A 22,318-nucleotide genomic window follows, 5' to 3' on the forward strand; every position below is an offset into this window, starting at 1 on the left:
TGTTGGCTCATGCTTGATCGTCACGCACCAGTGTTCGTTACCGGTCACCGTGGTTTGGTTGGTTCGGCGGTTATGCGCCGTTTGATCGCCGAGGGGTTCACTAACTTGTTGACCGCTTCACGGCAAGAACTTGACTTACGCGACCAGTCGGCGGTGGATGCCTGGTTTGCCGAGCATCAGCCGCAGTACGTGTTTTTGGTGGCCGGCACGGTGGGAGGCATTGGCGCTAACAGCAGCCGCCCAGCCGATTTTCTTTACGACAATTTGATGATTCACGGCACGGTGGTTCACGCCAGTTACCAAAACAAAGTAGACAAACTGCTTTACCTAGGGAGTTCTTGTATCTACCCTCGGCTAGCCGAGCAGCCCATTGCTGAAGAGGCTTTGTTATCGGGGCCGTTAGAGCCCACCAACGAGGGTTACGCCTTGGCGAAAATTGCCGGAATCAAACTGTGCGAAAGCTACCGCCGCCAGTACGGCTGTGACTTTATTTCGGCGATGCCCACCAACTTGTATGGGCCGGGCGACAATTTTGATTTGGAGGGCGGCCATGTGTTGCCGGCGCTTATCCGGCGTTTTCACGAAGCCAAAGAGGCCGGCGTCAACGAAGTGCAGATTTGGGGAACCGGTTCGGCTTGTCGAGAGTTTTTACACGTAGACGATTTAGCCGACGCTTGCTTATTTTTGATGGATAATTATTCCGAGGCCGGTCATGTCAACGTGGGCACCGGGATTGATGGTTCCATTGCGGCTTTGGCGCGGCAGGTGCGAGATTTGGTGCATCCCGAAGCCGAAATCACTTACGACACCACGAAACCCGACGGCACCCCACGCAAAGTTTTAGAGGTGAGCAAACTTACCAAGCTGGGGTGGACGGCTAAAACCGAGTTGGCTGACGGTTTAGCAAACACTTACGCCTGGTTTTTGCAAGCGGTGGCCGAGGGTACGGCTCGGCTTTAGTCCTGTTTAGATTTTTTAGCGGCCTTTTGGGCTTTTTTCCATTGGCGCACCGTGGCCAGTGCTTCAGGGCCGTCAATGTCGGCAACTGAGCGAGGCACTTCGTCTGCGAAGGCTCCGGCATATTTTTGCCAACCTTCGGTAGGGACACCCATACGCTTGGCTAACAGCGCAATAAAGATTTTGGTTTTTTCTTCGCCGTAACCGGGGAGAGCCCGTAAACGCTTAGCGAGTTCTTGCCCGTCGACGTTTTGCCAGAGTTCGCTCGGGTCGCCGTGGTAGTGGTCTACCAAGTGTTGGCAGAGGTCTTGGATGCGCCGTCCCATGGAAGCCGGAAAACGATGTATGGCAGGTTTTTGGCAGCACAGGGTGACAAAAGCTTCTGGCTCGTAGTCGGCAATGGCTTGGGCGTCGAAACCGGTGAGGCGTTCTTGCAAAGTGGCGGGCCCGCGAAATGCCCATTCCATGGGGACTTGTTGGTCTAACAACATGCCGACCAACAGGGCGAGAGCGTTGCTGTTGAGCAAACGGTCGGCTTCGGGGTCGCCGGTGATGGCCAGGGTGCCGTGGGGGAATGCGTTCATGAGGTGGATCTTCCTACGCCGTGCCCGGTGGCTGGGACGGTGTCGTGGCGGCCCGGGTCGGGAGACTCCGGGTCGATGCCGTAAAGAGCAATAGCTTCGTTGACGGTTTCTAAGGGGATTTCTCCGGCGGTGGCGAGGGCATGAAGCACGGCTACTACCACGTGGGCCATGTCGACTTCGAAGAAACGTCGGAGGGCTTCTCGGGTGTCGCTGCGGCCAAAACCATCGGTACCTAACACGGTAAAGGGGCGCGGTACCCAGCGAGAAACCTGATCGGCTACTAATTGTTGAAAGTCGGAGACCGCCACTAAGGGCCCTTGCCCGTCGTTGAGGACTTGCGTAACGAGGGGTTCTTGAGGGGAGTCTTCGGGGTGTAAACGGTTTAGGCGGTCTATTTCTTGGGCTTGTTCGCGTAAACGTTTGTAAGAGGTCACGCTCCACAGGTCGCAACTCACGTCCCATCGGGTGGCCAGTTCGGCGGCGGCATCTCGGGCTGCTTGGTGGGCGGAACCAGAAAACATGATGCCTGCTTGGTGGGAGCATTCTGGCCCGTCGGCCCAACGGTAAATGCCGTTAACGATGTCGGTTTTGGCAATGTTGTCGGGGCGGGCCGGCATTTCGTAGGGCTCGTTGTAGAGGGTGAGGTAGTAGAAAATGTCTTCGTTTTTGAGCGGGTCGGCGTGGCCGTACATGCGTTGCAGGCCGTCGTCGATGATGGCCCCTAACTCGTAGGCGAAAGCTGGGTCGTAGGCCTGGCAGGGGGGCACAGTGGTGGCCAGCACCAAACTGTGGCCGTCCTGGTGTTGGAGGCCTTCGCCGGCCAAGGTGGTGCGTCCGGCGGTGGCGCCTAGTAGAAAACCTCGGGTGCGTGCGTCGGCCGCCGACCAAATCAGGTCGCCCACGCGTTGAAAGCCAAACATGGAATAAAAAGTAAAGAAAGGGACCATGGGTACCCCGAGGTTGGCGTAACTGGTGCCGGCGGCAATAAAACTCGATAGCGAACCGGCTTCGGTGATGCCTTCTTCGAGTAGTTGCCCGTCGGTGTCTTCTCGGTAGGACAGTAAAAGTTCGTGATCGATGGGTTCGTAGAGTTGGCCAAAGGGGGCGTAAATTCCGAACTCTCGAAACAACGAGTCCATGCCGAAAGTACGGGCCTCGTCGGGCACGATGGGCACTACTCGGGGCCCAAATTCTTTGTCCCGCATGAGGTCACGCAACAAGTTGGTTAAGGCCATGGTGGTTGAGACCGGGCGGCCCTGTGATCCTTTGGTGAGGCCATCAAAAACTGATGGATCGGGCAGGGTTAGGGGGCGGCGTTCGCGAATGCGTCGCTTCGGGATGGAGCCGCCTAAAGCCCGGCGCCGTTGCATCATGTACTGGTATTCGTCGCTATCTTCGCTGGGCCGCAGGTAAGGGGCTCGGTCGCCTTCCAGGAGTGCTTCGGGAATATCTTCGGTCAGTTGCAAACGTTCCCGAAGAGCCAATAGTTGCTCTTTGGTCATTTTTTTGATCTGGTGGGTGGCGTTACGTGCTTCAAGACCTTCGCCCAAGGTCCAACCCTTAACGGTTTTGGCCAAAATTACGGTGGGGGCATCATTTTCTTCGGTGGCCGCTTTGTAAGCGGCGAAAAGTTTTTGATAATCGTGGCCGCCGCGAGGCAGGTCTTCTATTTCTTTGTCGGTGAGGTGGCTGACAAGTTCACCGAGGCGAGGGTCGGGGCCGAAAAAGTTTTCTCGAACGTAACTGGCGGGTTCAATGGCGAGGCGCTGGTATTCGCCATCCACGGTGGTGTTGAACTTGTTGAGGAGCACTCCGTCGGTGTCGTTTTGGATGATTCCGTCCCAAACGGAACCCCAGAGAACTTTGATGACGTTCCAACCGGCGCCCCGAAAAACGCCTTCGAGTTCTTGAATGATTTTTCCGTTGCCGCGTACTGGCCCGTCGAGGCGTTGCAGGTTGCAGTTGACGATCCAAATAAGGTTGCCCAGTTTTGATCGTCCGGCTAAAGAAATAGCGCCTAAAGTTTCTGGTTCGTCGCATTCGCCGTCGCCTAAAAACGAAAATATCCGACTGGCCGAGGTGTCGTCAAGACGCCGATCAGTTATGTATTTGTTGAAACGGGCATGGTAAATGGAGTTGATGGGTCCGAGCCCCATAGAAACCGTTGGGTATTCCCAAAAATCTGGCATAAGCCGAGGGTGGGGGTAACTCGAGAGGCCGCCGCTTTTTACTTCCAAGCGGAATCGATTGAGGTGTTCTTCCTCAAGGCGACGTTCTAAAAATGCTCGGGCATAAACCCCGGGGGCGGCGTGCCCTTGAAAGTAAACGTGGTCGCCGGGTTGGCCGTCGTCTTTGCCACGGAAAAACCAGTTGAATCCCACTTCATAGAGCGAAGCGGAGGAAGCAAAGGTTGAGAGGTGCCCGCCAATGCCGTCGGCTGTTTTGTTGGCGTTGATTACCATGGCGGCGGCATTCCAGCGTACAAAAGAGCGGATGCGGCGTTCAAGCTCTTCGTCGCCGGGAAACCATGGCTGGTCGGAAGCAGAAATAGTGTTGATGTAGGGCGTCCAGGTGGGGGGAGCGTTGCCTACGTTGAGGGTTCCTGCTCGTTCCATCAGTTTGGCCAGCATGAAGCGGGCCCGGCGTCGGCCTGAGCGATCTACTAGAGAATCAAAAGAATCGAGCCATTCGCCGGTTTCTTCTGGATCGTTGTCGGGGAGTTGATTGGTGAATCCATCGATCATTCTTTGATCATGCCAGATTCAAACGTGTTTAGCGAGGAAAGAAAAACCCGAGGTGGTTTGCCGCACCTTGTAGGGTCGGAGGCTATGGAAGAAATCCGCACGGTGGCGTACACCGATGGAGCATGTTCAGGAAACCCGGGGCCCGGGGGTTGGGCGTGGGTTATCCCCGGCGGTGCTTTCGCTGCAGGTTTTGACCCCGGCACTACCAACCAGCGCATGGAGTTGCGGGCCACTTTGGAAGCGCTGCGGGCCTTGGATGGTCCGTTGCTTATTGTCAGCGACTCAACTTATGTGGTGCATTGTTTTCGTGACAATTGGTGGCGTGGATGGCAGCGGCGTGGCTGGGTGAATAGTCAAAAAAAACCGGTGGCGAATCAAGATTTGTGGAAACCGCTGATTGACCTTTATGTGGCTCGGGGTGATGTGGATTTTGAATGGGTTAAAGGGCATTCGGGTGATCGTTGGAATGATGAAGCTGACCGTTTGGCGGTAGAGGCTGGCCAGCGTCAAATCAATTTGCAGGGCTAAGTTGGTTTAACCATTTGACTAAAGCAGCCCGTGGGGTTCCGGGGCGGGCAATGGCCACCATGGTGTTGAGGGTTTGTTCGCTGGGGTGCGGTCGCAGCACCAGGCGAGGACCAAAGAGTTGCACATCGGTTTGGTTTTCGGGGTGGTCAGAAATTTTTACGAGGCCTTTAGCCCGGATGACCCCACCGGGGCGAGTTTTGGCCCACAGTTCTAACGTGCTTTGCTCAAGGGGTTCGTTTACGACTACGGAGGCGGTGAGGAAGTCCACGGGTGCAAGGTCGGTGTCGGCACCTGTTGGAGGTAGGCCATAGAGAATGGCCGGAGCCACGGGAGACTCTAAAACTGGGGCCTGGTGTTTGGTCGCTAACCATTGAGTTACTTCGGCAACTTGGGGGGCTTTCATAAGGTCGGTGTGGGTGAGCAACAAAAGGTCTGCTCCTAGGATTTGCGTCAAAACGGTTTCGCCGACGTAGGGGTCTTCAGCTCGCTGCATGATGTTTTGCCCATTGACCAGAACAACGACTCCGTCGGCATAAAAGCCAGGGGACTGACCCCAGAGGGCTACTTTGGCGGGTTGGCCAACGCCGGAGACTTCAATAATGACTCGGTCGAGACGGTGAGCATTTTGATTGACGGTGTCAAGGGCCGAAGCGAATCCATCGGCCAGCGAACAGCAAATGCACCCGTTGGTCAGGCTTATGGTGTCACCGTCGTGGCTGGCGATAAGGCTTTGGTCAATATTTACCTCGCCAAAGTCGTTGATGAGTAAAGCGAGACGCTCGCTTTGAGAGTCGGTCAACAGTTGATTTATGAGGGTGGTTTTTCCGGCTCCGAGATAACCGCCAATGACGGTGAGCGGTAGTGGAGGTTGGTTCATGTTTATGTGGCGGGGAAAGTTTTTCCGCCCAACATGGTGCCCCATACGCCGATATTGCGTAATTCCATGGGGTCCTCCACGAAGGGATCGGCTTCCAGTACAGCCAAGTCGGCAAACTTTCCCGGGGCGATAGAGCCAATTTCGTGATCCATTTTGAGCTGGTAGGCAGCCCCGGTGGTGATGGCGTGGAGCGCTTCGTGCATGGTGATGCGTTCTTTAGGGCCAAGAGTTTGGCCGCTGGAGGTCGTGCGGTTCACGGCGGCCCAAGCTACGTGCAGCGACCCCAAGGGGGTGACCGGGGCATCGCAGTGCATGGAGAGTGGCACGCCAAGGTCGAGGGCGGTGCGGGCGCTGTTCATGCGGGCGGCGCGGTCGGGGCCCACGGTGGAGGTGACGTGTTGATCGCCCCAGTACCAAGTGTGATTGGAGAAAACGTTGGCGCACATGCCAAGATTTTTGATTCGTTTATATTGAGCCGGAGTGGTCAGTTGGCAGTGTTGCACGGTGTAGCGGTGGTCAAAGCGAGGGGTTTCGCTCAGGAGTTCTTCCACGCTGTTGAGGAACACGTCGACGGCCTGATCGCCGTTGCAATGCACATGAATTAAGAGGCCGGCTTCATGGTAGGGGCGCAGCAGGTCGGTGACTTGTTCGGGGGGCACCAACCACAGGCCGTTGGGGCGGTCGTTTAGATAACCGGGCCAGTTGAGGCGGGCGGTGTAGCCCTGTATGGAACCGTCTAAAACCATTTTGACGTGCCCAAAGCGGAGTTTGTCGCTGGACTTTTGGCGGGTGTCGGCCACCGCTTGGGGGCCGGTAGCGGGGTTGAGCATATTGAAGATGGTGACTCGGGCGGGGAATCGAGGGTCGTTAACGATTTTTTGCCATTGGGCAATGGTGGCGGGGTCAGTTGAGGTGTGATTACCAAGGTCGGTAAGGGTGGTGATGCCGGCTTGATTGGCGAGTTGACCAAAACCTTGTATGGCGTGCTCTGCCCGGAGGCGCCCCCAAAAGGAGCGAAAGGGTTTTCCGGCTAAAGACATGGCGGCTGGTTCTTGAAGTTCGCCAATGGGCCATCCTGCCTCATCTTTGGGAACGCCTTCCATGGTGGTGTCGGGAGTGATGTCTTGGGCGGTCATGAGAGCATTGTTTACGGTGGCTATGTGCAGGCTGGCATGCATGACAAGAATTTCTCGGTGGGTTGAGACTTGGTCGAGGTGGCTGCCGGCCAGGTGTTCTCCATCAAAGTAAATGGGATCGACCCCCCAAGCCAGAAGAGGCTCGTTGGGATCAACAAGAGCGGCCTCGGCCTGGCGGAGTCGCTTGAGTACATCTTCAATGTTTTTGCAACCGGTCCAGGTTTTACCTTGAGGATCGGTTTGGTCAAAGAAACCGCAGTAGGTGTGTGTCCAGAGTCCGCCGGCAAAACTATGACTGTGGGCCTCTACGAAACCGGGTAAGAGGGTGTGGTTGGCAAAGGTGTTGTCAACGGTGTAGTCGTCAAGAACGCTGAGTTCATCAAGGGACCCGATGGCCAAAAAACGCCCATCACGAACCGCCACTGCTTGAGCGGTGGGCCGTGACGGATCCATAGTGTAAATAGCGGCCGCTGGGTAAATGACTGTTTTGGGCATACCAGTGACTCTAGATGTCAAAACCAATCCACCCCAACTTGCCCCAGTGACATGGTGTCTGACACCAAGTCACTGAGTTAAATGGCTGATGGGAACGGGTTGGGGTATTAAGGTGGGAGTACCGAGGAAAGGAGGTGGTCCAAATTAGTAGCAAACCTTGTAGGGCTTCGGAGGTGGACGGCCGCTAGACGGCCCTGGACCATCTGGCGATTACCCGCCATCCACCCCTAAAACGGCCGTCAGTTCTGGTCCTCCCTGACGTTATTGGCCAATTTAGGAACTCCAGAAAGTTCTAAAATTTAAGACAACGGGAGTGCATCAAACCGGTGTGCTCCCGTGTCGCGTCCCGGGCTCTTTGCTCCACTAGTCTCGGTTTATGGATCGACCAACAGTATTTAGTCATCAACGGTTTTTGGGTGACAAACGAACCCAGCAGGTTTATGACCTTGATGAAGTCATTGATGAAGAAGTCATGAGTATTGTCCTCGACGAGTTGATGTCGGCCGAAACGTTTTTGTGCTTTGGTCCCGACACCTTGGCCGAAGCTCGCAACCGGGGTTACCAGTTGCGCAAGGTTTAGCCTGCGGTTCGTTGGCGGATCAGGTTTAAGGCGCTGCCGGCGCGAAACCAATCCAACTGATCTTCAGAAAAGGTGTGCTTGGTTTCGATGTCGCTACTTGACCCATCGGCATGGTTGATGGTCATGTTCACTGGATTCCCAGGGGCGAGGTCGGCTAAGCCCGTTACGCCAATCCGGTCGTTTTCACCAATCAAGTCGTAGTCAGCGGGGTTAGCAAAGGTTAAGGCCAGCACGCCTTGTTTTTTCAAGTTGGTTTCGTGGATGCGAGCGAAAGAGCGAGCTAACACAACTTTGGCGCCGCGGAACCGGGGTTCCATGGCGGCGTGTTCCCGAGAGGACCCTTCGCCCATGTTTTCGTCACCAATGGCGATCCACGAGATGTTTGCTTCGTGGTAGCGCCGGGCAATCTCTGGGTAGGTGCGGTGCTGCCCGTCGGTTACGTCAAGGCCGGTGCCTACTTCGCCGTTGAAGGCGTTAACGGCTCCCATGTAGACGTTGCCGGAGATGTTTTCTAAGTGGCCGCGGTAGGTGAGCCACGGGCCGGCCATCGAAATGTGGTCGGTGGTGCATTTGCCTTGGGCTTTAAGCAATACCGGCATGTCGGTAAAGTCTTGTCCGTCCCAGGCAGCAAATGGGGTCAATAATTGCAGTCGGTCGCTGGTGGGGGAGACCACCACGTTTATGTCTGAACCATCAGCGGGCGGGGCTACAAAGGTGTCTGCGCCGGGGTCGAAACCGTCGGCCGGTAGTTCTTCGCCTGCCCCAACGGTGAGGCGCACTTCTTGGCCGTCGGCGTTGGTCAAGGTGTCGGTGGCTGGGTCGAAGTCCAAACGCCCGGCCAGGGTTAAAGCGATGACCGTTTCTGGTGAGGTTACGAAAGCGTGGGTGGAGGCGTAACCGTCGTTGCGTTTAGGGAAGTTGCGGTTGTAGCTGGTCACGATGGAGTTGGGTACGCCGTCGTCCATATCTTGGCGGTCCCATTGGCCGATGCAAGGCCCGCAAGCGTTGGCTAGCACGGTGGCGCCCAGCGCTTCGAAGTCGGCCAGTAGGCCGTCTCGCTCAATGGTGGCTCGCACCTGTTCAGACCCGGGGGTGATCAGCAACGGGATTTTGGCGGTGAGGCCTTTGGCGGTGGCATCGCGGGCGATGGATGCGGCCCGGGTGATGTCTTCGTAAGAAGAGTTGGTGCATGAACCGATTAATCCGGCGCTTACCTCGAGGGGCCAACCGTTGGCTTCGGCTTCGGCGCCCAGGTCGGCTACTGGACGGGCCAAGTCGGGGGTGTGGGGGCCGTTGATGTGGGGCGACAAGGTGTTGAGGTCAATTTCGATGACTTCGTCAAAGTAGTCGCCGGGGTTGGCTTCAACTTCGTCGTCGGCTCGAAGGTGTTGGGCCACGGCATCAGCGGCTTGTGCGATGTCTTGGCGGCCGGTGGCGCTGAGGTAGCGGCCGACGGCGTCGTCGTAAGCAAAAAGTGAGGTGGTGGCTCCGATTTCTGCGCCCATGTTGCAAATGGTGGCTTTGCCGGTGGCCGAGAGGCTGCGTGCGCCGGGGCCGAAGTATTCGACTATGGCGCCGGTGCCGCCTTTTACGGTGAGGATGTCGGCTACTTTTAGGATGACATCTTTGGGAGCGGCCCAACCGTTGAGTTGGCCGGTCAAATGGATGCCGATCAGTTTGGGCCATTTGACGTTCCAAGCAAAACCAGTCATGACATCCACGGCGTCGGCGCCGCCGACTCCGATGGCCACCATGCCGAGGCCGCCGGCGTTAGGGGTGTGGCTGTCGGTGCCGATCATCATGCCGCCGGGGAAAGCGTATTGTTCGAGTACTACTTGGTGGATTATGCCGGAACCGGGTTTCCAGAAGCCGGCTCCGTAGCGGGCGCACACGGATTGTAAGAAGTCGTAGACCTCGGCGTTACTTTCAACGGCGGTGAGTAGGTCGGCGTTGCTTTCTACTTTGGCTTGGATGAGGTGATCGCAGTGCGTGGTGGTGGGGACTTGTACTTCGTCGAGGCCAGCGGTCATGAACTGCAGCCACGCCATTTGTGCGGTGGCGTCTTGCATGGCGACCCGGTCGGGGCGCATGTCTACGTAGGAGATTCCTCGTTCGAGTTCGGCGGCTGGGTCGTCGAGGTGGTTGATGAGTATTTTTTCGGCCAGGGTGAGTGATCGGCCGAAACGTTGCCGGCCTGCGGCTAAACGTTTTTCAAGGGTGGCGTACACCTGGTTTACTAATTTGATAGGGGTGGAAGATTCAACGGCCATGAGGGGCTACTCGCTTGTCTTAGAGGGGGTGAAGGGCGGTGCGGCGAAACTTCTTTGGCTCGCGGCGTTCGTCGTTAAGGGTAGCAATATAAAAGCCGGTCGCCCGCCTCCGGCGCAAGGCGAAGTCCGCTGCTAAGTTGACCCCCTATGGGCATTGTTGACGAGGACGTAAAAAGGGTGCGGGACCAAACCGACATCGTGCAACTTATTACCCAGCACACCCAGTTGAAGAAAAATGGTCGCCAGTGGATGGGGTTGTGCCCGTTTCATGGGGAGAAGTCGCCTTCATTTTCGGTTAACCATGAAAAAGGTTTGTATTACTGTTTTGGTTGCCAAACCAGCGGCGACGTTATTGATTTTGTGCGCCAGATGGAGCACTTAGATTTTGCGGGTTCGGTGGAGTATTTGGCCAGTCGGGCCAATATTCCTTTGCGCTACACCGACAAGAACGAAACGCAGAAGCGGGGCCGTCGTAAAGAGTTGTTGGAGTCGGTGCAAAAAGCTGTTGATTTTTATCATGATCGTCTTTTGCGCCATCCTGATGGACGGGCGGCGCGAGATTACTTGCGAGAGCGGGGCTACGACGGTGAGGTGGCTCGCCAGTTTTCGTTGGGTTGGGCTCCGGAGGGTTGGGATAATCTGGCTAAGCATCTAAATATTTCTGCTGATGATATGCAAGATGCTGGTTTGGGTGGGTTGAGTAAACGGGGCACCAAATACGATTTTTTTCGTGAACGTATTGTTTTCCCAATTTTTGATGAGCGGGGGGATGCGGTGGGTTTCGGGGGCCGTAAGTTGCCCGACGGTGAGGGTCCGAAATATAAGAACACTTCTGATGCCGCCAAGGTGTACGCCAAAAGCCGGGTGTTGTATGGGCTGAATTGGGCAAAAACCGAAGCCGGGAAACTCGACGAAATTATTGTGTGCGAGGGCTATACCGATGTTATTGGTTTTCATTTGGCAGGTATAGAGCGGGCGGTCGCCACTTGCGGTACGGCCATGACTCCGGATCATGCTCGCAAACTCAAGTTGTTTGCTTCTCGGGTGGTGTTGGCTTATGACGCTGACGGTGCGGGCCAGGCTGCTGCCGAAAGGGTGTATGCGTGGGAAGAAGAATTTGGTTTGCAATTCGCGGTGGTTGATTTGCCGGAGGGTTCTGATCCGGGTGATATGGCACGTAATGATCCGGCGGGGTTGCGGCGGGCGGTTGAGCATGCGAAACCTTTCTTGGCTTTTCGCATTGATCGAGCGTTGGCTCGGGGTGATCTTTCTACGGTGGAGGGGCGTGCCCGAGCGGGGGAGGCAGCGGTGGGGTTGGTGGCTGAGCATCCGAATGCGTTGGTGCGTGACCAGTACTTGGTTTCTATTGCCGATCAATGCGGATTAGATGCGGGGCAGTTGCGTCGCCGTATGGAAAACAAGCCGGCAACGAAGACGCCGCGGGCCGATTCGCCGGTGACGGCAATAACTCGACAGGTCACTACGGAGCGACAGGCTTTGCGTTTGTTGATGCATCGGCCGTCGGAGGTTACGGCGTTTTTGTCGCCGGTGTTGTTTGCTGACCCGACCATGCGACTGGCTTATGAAGCGTTGGCCGAGCATGAGGATTTGCATGAGGCTCGTGCGGCTCTTGAGGGGGAGGCGGCTGATGTGTTGAGCCAGGTGGCGGTTGATGATGCTACAGATGACAACCCGGTGGGGGTGGTGTGCCGGTTGCTTGCTTTGGCAGCTGTTCAGGCGGCCATCATGTTGGAGGGTGAGGTTCGCCGGGGCGCCGATATGGCTTCTTTGTTGCCTGATATCACGTATTTGCGTAGACAGGCGATTGAGCTACGCGAGGTGCCAAACGATATGGCTGCTTTGGCTCCGGTGTTGCAGTGGTTTGGTATTGGCGTCACCGATGAGTGAGACGCCGCATTGGGAAAGTGTTTCGCCGTTTGAGTTTGTGCGTCTGATTCGTCATGGGCAGTCCAGCGGAGAGTTGAACCTTGATGAGGTGCTCGAAGTGTTGCGAGACGCTGAGTTGACCCCTGAGTTGGTGGCTGAGGTGACGATGACGTTGAAAAACGAAGGGATTGTGCTTAACGATGCGGTGGTTGATTTATCGGATGACGTTGAGGGGGCGGCACCAAAATTAAAGAAGCCGCCGCGGAAAAAAAGTAAAAAAATTAAGGGGCAACGGTCTAAGGGTAAGGGCCGCGAGAGTGCGGATTCCACACGACAGTATTTGCAAGAAATTAACGAAGTAGATTTGCTCACTAGGGAAGAAGAGGTGTCGTTGGCCACGGCGCTGCAAGAGGGTTTGGCGGCGGAATCTACGTTGACTGCTTTGGCGGCTGCTGATGCGTTGGGTGACCTTGACCGGGCGGAACTTTCGCGTTTGCGGCGTTGTCAGCGCCGGGGGGACCAGGCCCGTGACCGTATGACACGCGCTAATTTACGTTTGGTTGTTTCGGTGGCTAAGCGACATGCGGGGCGAGGTTTGCCGCTGTTGGATTTGGTCCAAGAAGGCAACATGGGTTTAATGCGGGCGGTAGAGAAGTTTGATGCCACTATGGGTTTTAAGTTTTCTACTTACGCGACGTGGTGGATTCGCCAAGGGGTGAATCGTGCTTTGGCTGATCAGGCCCGCACTATTCGTATTCCGGTGCACATGGTTGATGCGATGAATCGGGTGATTCGTGCGCAGCGAGATTTGACGCAAGAGTTGGAACGCAAACCAACGGTGGCGGAGATTGCTGACCGGGCGGCGGTGGATCCGGCTAAGGCAGAAGAGTTGCTGCGGCTAGATTACAGCCAACGTACTTTGTCGTTGGATATGCCGATGGGGGCGGAGGGCGAGATGACCTTGTCTGATGTGTTGGCCGATGAGGATGCTGATGGGCCAGATATTGCGGCGGCTCGACAAATGTTGGGCGAAGAGGTGGTGACGGCTCTCGATGGTTTGGATGACCGTGAAAAAGAAGTGGTGCATATGCGTTTTGGCTTAGACGGGGGGAATCCGAAAACGTTGGAGGAAGTAGCGAAGCATTTTAAGGTCACGCGGGAACGGGTGCGTCAGATCGAGACCCGTACTTTGGCTAAGTTGCGGCATCCGTTGCGGTCGCAAAATCTTCGTGACTATATAGAAGACAATTAGTTTCGGGTGGGTCGCCAACTGAGGCGTGATCCTAAGAGGTGTCCTGCGGGTGCGGTGCCGATCAGCAGGGAGAAAAACACGGTGAGCGGGTCGAGGTTTGCCCAGGCGATGAGGGTGTTGATTAGCACGAGGCGGCCGATGAGCAGGATTCCGTGGGCGAGTTGTACACCGATGAGCCGTCGGTAACGGTCGAGGGAGGTCCTGGCGGGGCGCCCGGCAAATGTCCAAAGGTCAAGCAAGGCGATGGTGAACAAAATGCCGGCTTCTCCAGCGATTAAAGCGGAGCGGGTGAGGTTCCACCCCAGGGTGTCAAAGAGCCAGAAAAAGATGGCCCCGTCAAGCAGTAGAGCCATGAGCGACACCATGAGGTAGCGGCCGAGGGCCTGGCTGCGTAGAGGCTGCACTCGTAGGCGCAGAAGGTGGCGCAGGTAGTCGAGGTAGTGGGTGGCTTTTACTTTTGAGCTGCCAGTTTCTCGTTCAAGGAAGTAGTAGGGCGTTTCTACCACTTGGTGTATGTCGCCGCGGGCGAGTACTTCGAGCAAGATTTTGTAGCCCACGGGTTGCAGGTCGCATCCGGCGATGGCTTGGCGTTTTACTACGAAGTAGCCGCTCATGGGGTCGGTGACTTGACCAACGGTGCCGGGGAGCAGTAAGGATCCGAGGGTTTGGGCGCCTTGGGAAAGTAGCCGTCTGCTGGCTGACCAGGTGGGTACGCCCCCGCCGGGGAGGTGTCGGCTGGCTACGGCAATGTCGGCTGGGCCGGTAAGCGAGGCCACGAGTTTGGGGAGCGTGTCGGGTGGGTGTTGGCCGTCGCCGTCGATGACGCCGAGTAGCGCCCCGTGGGCGTGGTGCCATCCGCAGATCACGGCGGTGGCGAGGCCGTTTTCGTCGTTGCGGTGGATGAGCCGTAGGGTGGGTATTTCGGTGGTTAGTTGGGTTACTACGTCACTGGTGCCGTCGGGGCTGTTGTCGTCTACCACGATGAGTTCGTGGCTGATTTGCGCTTGGGTGAGTTGTTGGTGGAGGGAGCGAATCAGGGTGGCGATGTTGCCGGCTTCGTTGTAGGTGGGGATGACCAGACTCAGGGTTATGGCCGGGTCGCTCTCTGGGGCGATGTGTTGCGGCGAGATGCCGGCAACATTAGTAACAGGGATAGTGGCCATATGATGAATCTAGCCGTGGAATGGCTTGAGGCTTGGTTTGGTCCTGGTGGTTAAGGTTTGTTGACCGGTTGTCGAAGGATGGTCCGAATTTTTTCGGGGGCTACTCGTCGGGGGTCGGAAAGATATATTTCGTGGTGAAGGCCGGTGCGTTCAAGCCCTTGTTCGGCGATGAAGTCATGGAGTCGGGCGATGGTGGGGCCTTCTTCGTGGTAGGGCCCCTGGTGAAGTATTTGGGCAGCCGGGCCGTCGCCGAAAAATTCGAAGCGCACTTTGTGTCCGGCGGGTAGTTGTTTTTTATTGTTGATTGCTGGAATGAGTTGGGCAGCCATTTGAGCAGTGGCTTCTTGCGGAAGGCAAATCATGAGGGTCCATTTCCATTGGTCATGGTCACTCTCGACAAAGGCGTTCATGTTGTCGGCCCACCAAAGGGCTTCGAGGGGAAGCACGGTGTAGGCGGTGCCGGTGGTGTCTTTTATTTCTTTACGAAAACCGTAGGCCAGCGGGTAGAGGGTGGTGATGGCGGCTAAGTAACTATCGCTGGTGTTGGGGTTGCCCTGCCCATCAATCATGAGATGGGGGCGTAAAGGCACCTCTACAAGGGCGGCTTTTCCGGTGGCTCGGTAGTGGTCTTGGTAAATTTTTTTAAGTCAATACTGGCCATTGAGGAATTCTACTGTCCGGCGTGATGCGTGTGGGAACCGTCCTGTTATCCTCTCACAGGTTATTCCGGGGTAGCTCAGCTGGCAGAGCGTCGGACTGTTAATCCGCAGGTCGTGGGTTCGATCCCCACCCCCGGAGCCACTTGAAGGCCCCAGGCGAAAGCCTGGGGTTTTCTTATTTACCGTTTGTTGTGGCGGAATAGTCGGATTATTTACTGAGTTTCACTTTGCAGCAAGGTTGTGGAGTCGGGCCGTACTTCGATGGTGAATTGCCCGTTGCTGGTTTGGAGTTGGTCAAGCGGCGTGGTCATATATTTCCAGAGTTCTTCTTCGGCGGCTCGAAAGTCGAAAGTTTCGTCGGCAAATTCTTGGTTGGGCCAGCGCCGGTAGGCCTCGGCGTAGGTGTTGCGGTAAGCGTCTATGCGGTGGCGGGTGGCTGTGGTGTAAGCGTTTGGAACATCGATGCTGAGGTTGAACGATTCACCTACATGGCCGACCCGAGGTGCGGCATAGGCCAATGCTTCAACGAGGGCTTCAGCAAGAATTGGATCGATTGCTGGGCAGTCGGCCATTATTTGTTCAACGGTGGTGCCGGCAATAGCCATGGCACTAATGGCTGCTTCTTCGTCTTCGAACTGGAATGCTGGGCAGCCGGTCAAGGCGGGTGCTACCTCTCGAGCAAATTCGTACCCTTGCGCTAGTAGTCCTCGGGCGAATTGCTCGGCCACCGTTCGGTTTTGTCCGGCTACCACGATTGCTAATTTGTCTCCTTCCATCGAGGCGATCAGGTGGTAGGGGAAGGGGCCGTCGAGTTGGTTGATGACCGCTATTTGATTTCCTTGTAAGTGAGACAGCATCCAAAATGAGGTGGCGGTCGGTTTTGGAAGGTTGTTGATGGTGAGTAGCCCCATGCGGGAGTTGACCATGTCTACGGTGCCCCAGTCCCATATTTCAAAGCGGTAGAGCCGGTCATGGTCTTGGGCGGCCATGGTGGCGGCCATAGCAACGTCTTCCACGGCTCCTCGGTGGTCGCAAAGCACCGCGGAAGTGTCTAGGCCGGTGGCAATTGGCACTTCTCCGTCTTTGGTGGCTATAACGCTTTGGTCGCAAGGTGTGGTGGCCTCGGCGCCGTGACCAAGGGAGGAGGCGTATTCTCCAATACTGATGGGGAGGTCAGGCTCGCTGCCCCAGGAGCGCACGGTTTCTACACTATTTTCGAAGAGGAACTTTCCGGGTTCGGAGTAGTGATGGTAGGTCAAAAAGTCGTAGGGAGGGTCATCGCCGCAGGTTGCTTGGATGGCTTGAAGGAGGGGAGTGTCGGTGTTTCCAATGCTGTGGGCCCATGAGGAGACATCAGGTCCGCCGATGAGGATGTCGCTTTGGTCGCCCACTACTTGGCGTACGGCTTGGGCAGTGGCGCACCACATAGTGACGAATTGATTTTGGTTTTCTTCCCACCAGATTTGGTCGGGTTCGTTCCAGATGCCGATCTGAAGGTTGGGTGCTTCGGAGTCAAAGATGGTGAGCAGTTGAGCGGTTGTTTCTTTTACATAGTCGAGCCAAGAAATTCCCGCAACGGTATCCAGCGTAGGTGGCCCGGCCCACCAGGTTTCGTCGTCGCAGGCACAGTCAATGTCTAGGCCAACTGGGTTTCTGGGGTCTGAGGCGGAGACTTCCAACTCGCGGAGAAGGTGGGCAGAATCGTCGCCTTCCCCGACGGTGCAACCGGTACAACTGCTGTGCAAGAAAGCGGGCACGCCCATCATGGACCAGTAAATGGGAAAACCGCGGTCGTGGAGTTCTTGCAAAACATCGTGGTTGGTGATGGCTTGTTCTAGCGAGAACCGAGAGAAGGCTACTTTGTCCCAAAACCTCAGCGGGCCGGGTGTGCAGTCTGCCGGGTCGGGGCACATGAGGCGTTCAATGCGGTTGTAGTCTTCGGCGTCATTCATTTGCTTACCAGCATCAAGGTTGAGTGAGCGAAACAGGTCACCGAAGGGTGGGCCGGGGTTGTCAAGGTCGAGGGTTACCACAATGTCTCCGGTGGGCGGTTCGGAGGGTGTCGGGGGTTGGGTTGTGCTTGTGCTGAGAGCGGTGGTTGAAGATACAGGTGGCTCAGGAGGCTGGGTGGTGTCTTGGCTGCTGCAAGCAAAGGTGAACAGCAGTAAGCCGCTTAGCAGGGAAAACTTTTTTGCATTCATTTCGCTTACGGTAGCCCCTATGTGGTGGAGATGATTGTCGCCTGTTCCACGGAAGAAAGCGTGCTTTAAGTGGCTTTGCTGGTGGTACCGTCGGCGTTGATGACTGTTGATCAGGTTTCTCTTTTTCTTTCCCTTTTGGCTCTTGCGGCGCTTGGTGGGGTGGTGTTGGTGCTGGCCTCTTTGGGACGACCACTTCAAGCTATTTTGGCTCCACAAGCGCGGTCTTTGGCTTTGGTGGTCGCTGCGTCATCAATGGCGGGCAGTCTGTACTTTTCTGAAGTTGCTAACTACACGCCTTGTTTGTTGTGTTGGTGGCAGCGCATCGCTATGTACCCCTTAGTGATTATTTTGGCGGTTGGGGTGTGGCGGCGCATTAATGGTTTGGCATGGCTGGTATTACCGTTTGCTCTTATGGGGGCCGGCACATCGGTTTATCACTATCAGTTGCAGGCTTTTCCCGAGCAAGGTTCTTCGTGTTCTGAGGGGGCGTCGTGTGCTTTTCGGTGGGTGGAAACATTTGGCTTTATCTCCATTCCCTTTATGGCCTTTTGCGGGTTTAGCGCTATTAGCGCTTTGATGATTCTCGATTACAAGTTCTCAACCACTAAGGAGGCGGCATGAGTGCTGCACCAGCAAAAAATAAAAACCTATTGTTCGTGATTGTTGGCGTAGTGTTGTTGGCCTTAATGGTGGTGTGGTTCTCGGGCGAGGATGCACCGGTGGAAGAGACCGTGCCGACTGTTGAAGTGGCTCCGGTGCAGGTGGTGGGCGAAAACTTGCCGAGTTTCGTAAACGAACTGGGCGACGAGGCAGTGGGTATGGCCGCCCCCTCGATCACTGGGGTGTCGTTTACTGGTGAAGAGGTGACTATTGCTTCGGGCGAGGGCACCGCTTATGTTCTCGGTTTTTTTGCTCACTGGTGCCCGCATTGCCAACGAGAATTGCCGGGGATAAGCGAGTGGATGATGTTTAACGATCCACCAGCGGGTGTTACGGTGGTGGCGGTGTCTACCGCGGTAAACGATGGTGCCCCCAATTATCCGCCTTCGGCGTGGTTTCGTGAGGTGGGGTGGACTGCTCAGGTGTTGGTGGATTCAGAGGCTATGGGTGTGGCTGATGCGTTTGGTTTGAGCAGTTACCCATTTTTCGTGTTGGTTGGTGCGGATGGAAAGGTGGTTGCTCGGGTGAGCGGTGAGATCGGTATCCCAGTGTGGGAACGGTTGTTGGAAGCAGCTGCTCGAGGGTAATTTTTCTTTAGGGCGTGGGTTTTGCGCTGAGCCTGCCAGAATGCCGGTGGGCCGGTAGCTCAGTGGTTAGAGCAGGCGACTCATAATCGCTCGGTCGCGGGTTCGATCCCCGCCCGGCCCACCAATCTTGACTTTTTTTGCTCCGATGAGATAATGCAGTATGGAAAGCTTTGAAACACAGGAGTCCGTAGCAGGGCAGAAAGAATTTGACAAGGTTTCTGTGGCTTCGTTGGTGTTGGTGCTTTTAGCCTTTTGTTCCGCGCTCCTCCCGATGACTGACAGCGGGCCACCGAGTCTATTTGTAGCCTTTCTAATCTTTTACTTCCCTGGAGGGGTGTGCGGCATTTGGGGTTTAATTCGCACGAAAAAAAATCCTCATTTGCGAGGAAGAAGTTTGGCCACGACGACTCTTCTTATCGGCAACCCGATATCACTTTGGATCATCGGTATTTTCCTTTACTTTTCTCTGGGCACACTAAACGGCGGCTGCTGCTAGCGGGACCAGCCTTAGAACAACTTGTTGAGGGTTCTCCCAGGCTTTCGCCTTATGGGTCACCTCCTCAGAAGAGTAGGGGGAGCAGAGAGAAAAGAGATAACGCAATATGGAGGTGGTCTCTAATCACTGACTTCCTTGAAGCCAAGAATATTCATCGCTGGTAAGCACTATTCCGCTTGCCTCTACATTTTTTTCTGCTTCGCTGAGTGTTCGGGCCGCACAGGTAGCGAAAGTAGGAAATGGTGCCGCAAGAATGTAGGCCACAGAAACCTGTTCAAGGCCGCATCCTTTTTCCGCAGCGAGGCTTATTGCACGTTCCCGTCGATTCATATTCTCGGTAGAACCGTAACAACGAACTGTTTCAGAAAAAGTTGAAAGATTCGGATCATAAGAAGAAGTTAAAAACCCGCTAGCTAAAGAGGACCAAGCCAGCACAGGCATTTGGTTTTGTGCAAACCAGTCTCGCTCATCTGAATGGTTGCCACCGGTAATTGTTGTTACACCAGGCCAAGGAGCGTCAATCTGATCAACAAGTGAGAAATGAGGACTTGTTGCAGAAGGGGGAGTTAGGTCGTTTTCTTGAACGTAGTTCACTGCTTCTTCAAGCCGGGTAAAAGACCAGTTTGAGACACCCCAAGCACAAATGGTTCCTTTCGAGACTTCAAGAGATACAGCATCAACAAGTTCAGGAACAGGAACGCTTTCGTCATCTCGGTGAAAAAGCCAAAGATCAATCTGGTCAACTCCCATACGGTTACAAGAAATAGATATGTCTTTAGAAACATTTTCTGGCAGCACCCGAGAAGCAGACCAGTCCGGAGGCCCAGGATGACAGCCTTTACCGATGATTGTGACGTCATCACGAACTCCTCGTGTAGTCACCCACTTCCCGAGCCGCTCATCACATGACCCGTTCTCGTCTGCGTAAGTAAGTCCACTGTCAAAAGCGTTGATACCCGCCGAGAAAACGTCATCAAGTAGGCGATGAGGTTCTTCAACCAGAGTCTGACCAAAGAGCGGGGTGGCTCCTTGAATCACGGAAGGTACGGGAAGAGGGACACCGTCTATCATTTTTTTATCCATTTTCAGACTCCTTATCTGCAGGGTAAATAACGCCGATTTCGGAACGGATTTCATCCATTAAACGCGACATCGAAAGAGACCAACTCCAAGGAACCACATCGCTTTCAACTGCTCCAGATTCCAAACATCTCTGAACTTCTCTTATTTGGTATTCGAACCCGTTGACGTCATGAGGAATAGAAATATCTTCTGACAAAGAGTTAGATGTAAGGACAGCTTTTTCGGCTTGCCAAAAAAATGGTATTTCAATCATTCCCTCGGAACCGATTACCCGACCTGAGAATCCAAGAGCAGCATTTATCGCTGAACCAAGACGGGCAAGCCCACCGTTGGGGTATTTAGCAACTATCCCAAGATGTGTATCTATTCCTTTAGAGGAAAGATCAGCTTTAGCAGAGAATTCTTCGGGCGGAGATCCATAAATAAGGTCAGCCAAAGTCAATGTGTAAATACCGACGTCAAGCAGACTTCCTCCTGCTAGATCAGGGTTCCATAATCGGCTTTCTGGAACATAGGGAGCGTTGAAACCAAATGATGCTTCGACAAGAACGACTTCCCCGATTTTTCCTTCGTTGATCCATGATAAAACTTTTTCATAAACAGGTAAATGTCGTGTCCACATTGCTTCCATTAAAAAAGTTTGCGTGCTCTCCGCGGATCGAATCATTTTGGAAACCTCGGACTCATTTACTGCAAGAGGCTTTTCGCACAACACCGGAACTGAAGCTTCTAATAAGGGGACAGTAGAAGAACAATGCCCACTATGAGGGACAGCAATATAAGCAGCATCCACCGCGCTTACTAATGCCAGAAGGTCAGTTGAACCTTCTGGCACATCATAAGAACTACAAAAATCTTCTATACGACCTGAATCTCTGCCTACAACCATTTCTATAGAGTGCCCAATCCCTCGAGCAGCTTCCATAAAAGTTTTAGCAATTGATCCATGACCTACTATTCCCCAGCGCATCCACACAGCATTACCGAAGAGAAAGAAAATGTCTATTTGAGGCATGCTCTTAAAAAAAGTAAAGTAAGCGTTCTGACGGAAAGAAGAAAAATGAAGGTAGCAATCGGATATGGCGGGCCGGCATCAGGATCAAAACGCGATTGGGATACTCAAGTCGAGTTCCTTCTCGAAGCAGAACAGATGGGTGTCGATATTATCTGGAGCGCAGAAGCCTGGGGCATGGACGGCGTAACAACCTTGGCTTACCTTGCGGCAGTAACAAAGAAAGTGAAACTAGGAACAGGAATTCTACAAATCTCTGCTCGGGCTCCCGCAATGACCGCCATGACCGCTTTGTCTCTTGCATCCATCAGTGATGATCGCTTTATTCTTGGTTTAGGGGTTAGCGGACCTCAAGTAGTTGAAGGTCTTCACGGGGTTCCCTTCTCAAAACCGTTATCTCGATTGAAAGAAACTGTTGATATTATTCGACAAGCTTTCGCCGGGGAAAAGATCTCCTATCAAGGGACACATCATGAACTCCCTCTCCCCGGAGGGCAAGGAAAATCTTTACGCTTAGCTCAACGGCCAAATGAAAATATTCCGATATGGCTCGCCACACTTGGACCTAAGTCTCTTGCGTACACCGGAGAAACTGCTGATGGTTGGGTTGGGACATCATTTGTACCCAGTGGAGCAGAAGCCACACTCGGACATATCCAACAAGCAGCACGCGAAGCCAACCGAAAACCACATAGTGTCGAATATCAAGCAGGGGGAGCGGTCCAATTCGGCGAAGACCTTGAAGCATTAATTGCCCCACGACGCCCAGGAGTAGCTTTCACATTAGGAGCCATGGGATCCCCGACAACTAACTTCTACAACGACGCCTATCGTCGAGCAGGATTCGAAGAAGAAGCTAGACATGTGCAGAAACTTTGGATTGAAAAAAAGCGAGAAGAAGCAACTGCGGCAGTGCCCGATGAGTTAGTTCTACAAACAAATTTCTTAGGTACCAAAGAACAGGTAACAGAACGTGTTCGAGCATATAGAGACGCAGGAATCACGGTGCTAAGAGTGCAACCCGAAGGCGCGAATCAGCAAGAACGTTTAGACAGTCTCGGACAAATCGTTGATGTTGTTAAGACGGTGAGTGAAGAGGACTCAGGGAACTCTTAGTAGGCTGGTAATAGATGGGTGAAAAAATAAT

19 protein-coding genes and 2 tRNA genes are annotated in these 22,318 nt (G+C 54.6%); 11 read left to right on the forward strand and 10 right to left on the reverse strand.

All coding sequences use genetic code 11. The features are described 5' to 3' along the window. Positions 1-9 precede the first annotated feature (9 nt). Positions 10-960 carry a GDP-L-fucose synthase gene (locus tag EYQ49_06055; protein HIG25438.1) on the forward strand — a complete coding sequence of 317 codons (951 nt, stop codon included), beginning with the start codon at positions 10-12 and terminating at the stop codon, positions 958-960. Here EYQ49_06055 and EYQ49_06060 read toward each other — a convergent pair. After that, complete coding sequence (locus EYQ49_06060; GenBank protein ID HIG25439.1) at positions 957-1,541, reverse strand: Fe-S cluster assembly protein HesB; 585 nt, start codon at positions 1,539-1,541, stop codon at positions 957-959. The genes EYQ49_06055 and EYQ49_06060 overlap by 4 nt on opposite strands. Next, positions 1,538-4,285, reverse strand: coding sequence for a pyruvate dehydrogenase (acetyl-transferring), homodimeric type (gene aceE, locus EYQ49_06065; GenBank protein HIG25440.1), 2,748 nt, complete (start codon positions 4,283-4,285; stop codon positions 1,538-1,540). The genes EYQ49_06060 and aceE overlap by 4 nt, the downstream gene beginning before the upstream one ends. Positions 4,286-4,369: 84 nt before the next feature. On the opposite strand from aceE, the gene EYQ49_06070 reads away from it, so the two are divergent. Next, positions 4,370-4,813, forward strand: coding sequence for a ribonuclease HI (locus EYQ49_06070; GenBank protein ID HIG25441.1), 444 nt, complete (start codon positions 4,370-4,372; stop codon positions 4,811-4,813). On the opposite strand, the gene EYQ49_06075 is transcribed toward EYQ49_06070, so the two are convergent. Beyond that, a complete protein-coding gene (locus EYQ49_06075) occupies positions 4,797-5,735 on the reverse strand; it encodes a GTP-binding protein (protein ID HIG25442.1) in 939 nt (312 codons plus the stop codon). The two genes, EYQ49_06070 and EYQ49_06075, sit on opposite strands and share 17 nt — an antisense overlap. Then, positions 5,693-7,321, reverse strand: a complete 1,629-nt coding sequence (locus EYQ49_06080) for an amidohydrolase (GenBank protein ID HIG25443.1) — start codon at positions 7,319-7,321, stop codon at positions 5,693-5,695. The genes EYQ49_06075 and EYQ49_06080 overlap by 43 nt, the downstream gene beginning before the upstream one ends. A gap of 376 nt (positions 7,322-7,697) precedes the next feature. On the opposite strand from EYQ49_06080, the gene EYQ49_06085 reads away from it, so the two are divergent. Continuing rightward, on the forward strand, positions 7,698-7,901 hold the full coding sequence (locus EYQ49_06085; GenBank protein HIG25444.1) for a hypothetical protein: 204 nt from the start codon (positions 7,698-7,700) through the stop codon (positions 7,899-7,901). On the opposite strand, the gene EYQ49_06090 is transcribed toward EYQ49_06085, so the two are convergent. Next, a complete protein-coding gene (locus tag EYQ49_06090) occupies positions 7,898-10,171 on the reverse strand; it encodes an aconitate hydratase (GenBank protein ID HIG25445.1) in 2,274 nt (757 codons plus the stop codon). The genes EYQ49_06085 and EYQ49_06090 overlap by 4 nt on opposite strands. 147 nt (positions 10,172-10,318) lie before the next feature. Between EYQ49_06090 and EYQ49_06095 the strand changes: the two genes are divergently transcribed. After that, positions 10,319-12,079: a DNA primase gene (locus EYQ49_06095; protein HIG25446.1), complete on the forward strand. Its 1,761-nt coding sequence runs from the start codon at positions 10,319-10,321 to the stop codon at positions 12,077-12,079. Next, entirely contained in the window at positions 12,072-13,310 is a 1,239-nt protein-coding gene (locus tag EYQ49_06100) for a sigma-70 family RNA polymerase sigma factor (protein HIG25447.1), read from the forward strand. The genes EYQ49_06095 and EYQ49_06100 overlap by 8 nt, the downstream gene beginning before the upstream one ends. Here EYQ49_06100 and EYQ49_06105 read toward each other — a convergent pair. Both EYQ49_06105 and EYQ49_06110 read right to left on the reverse strand, forming a co-directional pair. Beyond that, on the reverse strand, positions 13,307-14,473 hold the full coding sequence (locus tag EYQ49_06105; GenBank protein ID HIG25448.1) for a glycosyltransferase: 1,167 nt from the start codon (positions 14,471-14,473) through the stop codon (positions 13,307-13,309). The two genes, EYQ49_06100 and EYQ49_06105, sit on opposite strands and share 4 nt — an antisense overlap. A 50-nt stretch (positions 14,474-14,523) precedes the next feature. Further along, positions 14,524-15,042: a hypothetical protein gene (locus EYQ49_06110; protein ID HIG25449.1), complete on the reverse strand. Its 519-nt coding sequence runs from the start codon at positions 15,040-15,042 to the stop codon at positions 14,524-14,526. A gap of 156 nt (positions 15,043-15,198) precedes the next feature. On the opposite strand from EYQ49_06110, the gene EYQ49_06115 reads away from it, so the two are divergent. Further along, positions 15,199-15,274, forward strand: a tRNA-Asn gene (locus tag EYQ49_06115). A 70-nt stretch (positions 15,275-15,344) separates the two neighbouring features. Here the strand turns inward: EYQ49_06115 and EYQ49_06120 are convergent. Further along, complete coding sequence (locus tag EYQ49_06120) at positions 15,345-17,333, reverse strand: hypothetical protein (GenBank protein HIG25450.1); 1,989 nt, start codon at positions 17,331-17,333, stop codon at positions 15,345-15,347. 69 nt (positions 17,334-17,402) lie between these two features. Here EYQ49_06120 and EYQ49_06125 point away from each other — a divergent pair, with 69 nt between their 5' ends. The 4 genes from EYQ49_06125 (at position 17,403) to EYQ49_06140 (ending at position 19,076) form a co-directional block, all read left to right on the forward strand. After that, a complete protein-coding gene (locus tag EYQ49_06125) occupies positions 17,403-17,954 on the forward strand; it encodes a disulfide bond formation protein B (protein ID HIG25451.1) in 552 nt (183 codons plus the stop codon). Beyond that, positions 17,951-18,580: a TlpA family protein disulfide reductase gene (locus EYQ49_06130; protein HIG25452.1), complete on the forward strand. Its 630-nt coding sequence runs from the start codon at positions 17,951-17,953 to the stop codon at positions 18,578-18,580. Before EYQ49_06125 ends, EYQ49_06130 begins: the two co-directional genes overlap by 4 nt. Before the next feature lie 48 nt (positions 18,581-18,628). Continuing rightward, positions 18,629-18,704: transfer RNA gene (locus EYQ49_06135), tRNA-Met, on the forward strand. Between the two features lie 36 nt (positions 18,705-18,740). Beyond that, positions 18,741-19,076 carry a hypothetical protein gene (locus EYQ49_06140; protein HIG25453.1) on the forward strand — a complete coding sequence of 112 codons (336 nt, stop codon included), beginning with the start codon at positions 18,741-18,743 and terminating at the stop codon, positions 19,074-19,076. Between the two features lie 123 nt (positions 19,077-19,199). Here the strand turns inward: EYQ49_06140 and EYQ49_06145 are convergent, their stop codons facing one another. Both EYQ49_06145 and EYQ49_06150 read right to left on the reverse strand, forming a co-directional pair. Beyond that, positions 19,200-20,213 carry an aldo/keto reductase gene (locus EYQ49_06145; protein ID HIG25454.1) on the reverse strand — a complete coding sequence of 338 codons (1,014 nt, stop codon included), beginning with the start codon at positions 20,211-20,213 and terminating at the stop codon, positions 19,200-19,202. Continuing rightward, positions 20,152-21,174, reverse strand: a complete 1,023-nt coding sequence (locus EYQ49_06150) for a Gfo/Idh/MocA family oxidoreductase (protein HIG25455.1) — start codon at positions 21,172-21,174, stop codon at positions 20,152-20,154. Before EYQ49_06150 ends, EYQ49_06145 begins: the two co-directional genes overlap by 62 nt. A 45-nt stretch (positions 21,175-21,219) precedes the next feature. Here EYQ49_06150 and EYQ49_06155 point away from each other — a divergent pair, with 45 nt between their 5' ends. Beyond that, positions 21,220-22,287 carry an LLM class flavin-dependent oxidoreductase gene (locus EYQ49_06155; protein ID HIG25456.1) on the forward strand — a complete coding sequence of 356 codons (1,068 nt, stop codon included), beginning with the start codon at positions 21,220-21,222 and terminating at the stop codon, positions 22,285-22,287. Positions 22,288-22,318 lie beyond the last annotated feature (31 nt).

Source organism: Acidimicrobiia bacterium (genome assembly GCA_012959995.1).
In the GTDB taxonomy this organism is placed as follows: domain Bacteria; phylum Actinomycetota; class Acidimicrobiia; order Acidimicrobiales; family MedAcidi-G1; genus MedAcidi-G2B.

Bases quoted from the DNA above. Each gene is read 5' to 3' on its own strand.
- EYQ49_06070 (HIG25441.1), top strand. From the start codon at position 4,370: ATGGAAGAAATCCGCACGGTGGCGTACACCGATGGAGCATGTTCAGGA.
- EYQ49_06080 (HIG25443.1), bottom strand. From the start codon at position 7,321: ATGCCCAAAACAGTCATTTACCCAGCGGCCGCTATTTACACTATGGAT.
- EYQ49_06105 (HIG25448.1), bottom strand. From the start codon at position 14,473: ATGGCCACTATCCCTGTTACTAATGTTGCCGGCATCTCGCCGCAACAC.
- EYQ49_06085 (HIG25444.1), top strand. From the start codon at position 7,698: ATGGATCGACCAACAGTATTTAGTCATCAACGGTTTTTGGGTGACAAA.
- EYQ49_06150 (HIG25455.1), bottom strand. From the start codon at position 21,174: ATGCCTCAAATAGACATTTTCTTTCTCTTCGGTAATGCTGTGTGGATG.
- aceE (HIG25440.1), bottom strand. From the start codon at position 4,285: ATGATCGATGGATTCACCAATCAACTCCCCGACAACGATCCAGAAGAA.
- EYQ49_06095 (HIG25446.1), top strand. From the start codon at position 10,319: ATGGGCATTGTTGACGAGGACGTAAAAAGGGTGCGGGACCAAACCGAC.
- EYQ49_06145 (HIG25454.1), bottom strand. From the start codon at position 20,213: ATGAAATCCGTTCCGAAATCGGCGTTATTTACCCTGCAGATAAGGAGT.
- EYQ49_06060 (HIG25439.1), bottom strand. From the start codon at position 1,541: ATGAACGCATTCCCCCACGGCACCCTGGCCATCACCGGCGACCCCGAA.
- EYQ49_06075 (HIG25442.1), bottom strand. From the start codon at position 5,735: ATGGGGCACCATGTTGGGCGGAAAAACTTTCCCCGCCACATAAACATG.
- EYQ49_06120 (HIG25450.1), bottom strand. From the start codon at position 17,333: ATGAATGCAAAAAAGTTTTCCCTGCTAAGCGGCTTACTGCTGTTCACC.
- EYQ49_06140 (HIG25453.1), top strand. From the start codon at position 18,741: ATGGAAAGCTTTGAAACACAGGAGTCCGTAGCAGGGCAGAAAGAATTT.
- EYQ49_06090 (HIG25445.1), bottom strand. From the start codon at position 10,171: ATGGCCGTTGAATCTTCCACCCCTATCAAATTAGTAAACCAGGTGTAC.
- EYQ49_06100 (HIG25447.1), top strand. From the start codon at position 12,072: ATGAGTGAGACGCCGCATTGGGAAAGTGTTTCGCCGTTTGAGTTTGTG.
- EYQ49_06155 (HIG25456.1), top strand. From the start codon at position 21,220: ATGAAGGTAGCAATCGGATATGGCGGGCCGGCATCAGGATCAAAACGC.
- EYQ49_06110 (HIG25449.1), bottom strand. From the start codon at position 15,042: ATGATTGATGGGCAGGGCAACCCCAACACCAGCGATAGTTACTTAGCC.
- EYQ49_06130 (HIG25452.1), top strand. From the start codon at position 17,951: ATGAGTGCTGCACCAGCAAAAAATAAAAACCTATTGTTCGTGATTGTT.
- EYQ49_06055 (HIG25438.1), top strand. From the start codon at position 10: ATGCTTGATCGTCACGCACCAGTGTTCGTTACCGGTCACCGTGGTTTG.